Source organism: Paenibacillus sp. 598K (assembly GCF_003851045.1).
Taxonomy (GTDB): Bacteria; Bacillota; Bacilli; order Paenibacillales; family Paenibacillaceae; genus Paenibacillus_D.
The window spans coordinates 3,110-4,964 of the sequence record NZ_BFBX01000022.1 but is presented as its reverse complement, the minus strand read 5'-3'; the positions used below and the strand labels follow the sequence as shown (position 1 = coordinate 4,964).

At 65.4% G+C, this 1,855-nt stretch carries 2 protein-coding genes; both read left to right on the top strand.

Features of this window, described 5'->3' with window-relative positions:
* Window positions 1–1,160, top strand: a 1,160-nt coding sequence (locus tag PA598K_RS36040; RefSeq protein ID WP_185601736.1) for a histidine kinase, incomplete at its 5' end; no start/stop codon positions are given.
* The gene (locus tag PA598K_RS08860) at window positions 1,157–1,618 is read left to right on the top strand and encodes a response regulator (RefSeq protein ID WP_128656609.1); all 462 of its coding nucleotides are present in this window, start codon (window positions 1,157–1,159) and stop codon (window positions 1,616–1,618) included. The genes PA598K_RS36040 and PA598K_RS08860, both read left to right, overlap by 4 nt.
* Window positions 1,619–1,855 lie beyond the last annotated feature (237 nt).

Here is a 1,855-nt window from a genome sequence, read left to right as displayed (position 1 = left end):
GGCTGCCGCTCGCCGATCCGGCGGCGTCTGCCGAGGAGCTGGCAGCGGCGGCGCTGGCGACCGAGTCGGAGGTCGCGGCGGGAGCGGGGGCGAGCATGGCGGCAGATCTCGAGTCTGCGGCGGTGACCGAGTACCGCCCGGAGGTCGGCGAGACGCCAAGCCGCATCCTCGTCGTCGACGAGCTGCTGCAGGGCCGGGCGTTGACGCGGCTGCTCCAGGCCGAAGGCTACGAGGCGGTGGAGGCTCGCAGCGGCGCCGAAGCGCTGCAGGCGCTCTCCGGCGCAGACACGCTCGATCTGGCTATCATCGATATGCTGCAGCCGGACGGGTCGGGGTTCGCGTTGTGTCGGCAGATCCGGGAGACGCGCAGCCTGATCGAGCTGCCTATCCTGATGACGACGGCGACCTCCCGCGTGCGGATCAATGAAGCGGGACTGGCTGCCGGAGCCAATGATCTGATCCATAAGCCATACGAACGGGAGGAGCTGATGGCGCGGGTACGAACGCTCACCCAGCTCAAGCGCTCCGCGTCGCAGTTGCTCGACTCGGAGGTCGCGATGCTGCGCGCGCAGATCCGGCCTCACTTCCTGTTCAATGCATTCAACACCATCATCTGGATGAGCAAGCGGGATGCGGCCCGGACGAGCCAACTGCTGCGCGAGCTGAGTCGCTTCTTGCGAGCCAGCTTCGACTTTGGCAACGGTCAGTCGCTGGTCCCCTTCGGAGGCGAGCTGGCACTCGTAAGGGCGTATCTGTCGCTGGAGCAGGCGAGGCTCGGCGAACGTCTGCGGATCGTCTATGCGCTGGAGTCGTGCGAGCCGATGATCCCGCCGATGGTCATCCAGCCGCTCGTAGAAAATGCCGTGCGACACGGGTACGACATCGACGGCGAGCCGCTGACGATCACGATTGCGATGCGCCGAATCGCCGGAGAGGTGGAGATCAGCGTCGCCGATGACGGCATCGGCATCCAGCCCGGGCAGCTCGAGCGGTGGAATCGGGAGTCTGCTCTGCCGCCTAGCGGCGACGGCAGCGGCGTCGGCCTCGCCAACGTCAATCGGCGTCTGCTGCGAATGTTTGGACGCTCGCTGGCGATCGAGCGGGGGGAGCGCGGCGGGACCGTCGTGACGATGAGATTACCGGGAGGTGACCAACCATGAGGATGCATGCCGTCATCATCGACGATGACAGACCGGCCATTGAGGAGCTGGAGGATGCGCTGGTCGAAGCTGGGTTGATCGGCAGGGTCGAGGGATATACGCGGGTGGCTGAGGCGATGAAGCACATCATGCGGGAGCGTCCGGATCTGGTCCTGCTGGATATCCAGATGCCGGGAGTCCAGCAGTTCCGGCGACTGTTCCACGAGACGGCAGGCAAGCTGGCGGTGCGCCTCGAGAGCGAGGGCAGCACGCGTCAGGCGCTGGAGATTATCCAGAAGCAGCATCGGCATGACCCGTTGAACGAAGCGCTCGCCCTCGAAGCGGCGCGACTGTACCTCGCGCTCAGGCAGCACCGTCTTGCCGACGATTACATCGAGCGGTTCCTGCTCCATTACGACAAAGAGCTGGGCGGCGACGGCGAGCGAGTCCTGGAGCAGTATCGACGCATGCTCGGCTAACCAGCAAGAACGGGCCTTTCACGCCATCCGGCGAGGGAGGCCCGTTTGGCATACAGCGCAAGCGGAGCGGCGGCTCGCCTGCGTCTTTTTGTTGAACGGAGCGGTGTTTTTGATGGGACAGGGAGGGGTATGTTACCTATAAGTACATACAACAGAGCGCTACGCCGGCGGTAGCTGCGCCGGCCCCGTCGAGTCGCGCACGAGCAGCCGCGTCGGCAGCAGGATCTCCTGGTGGCT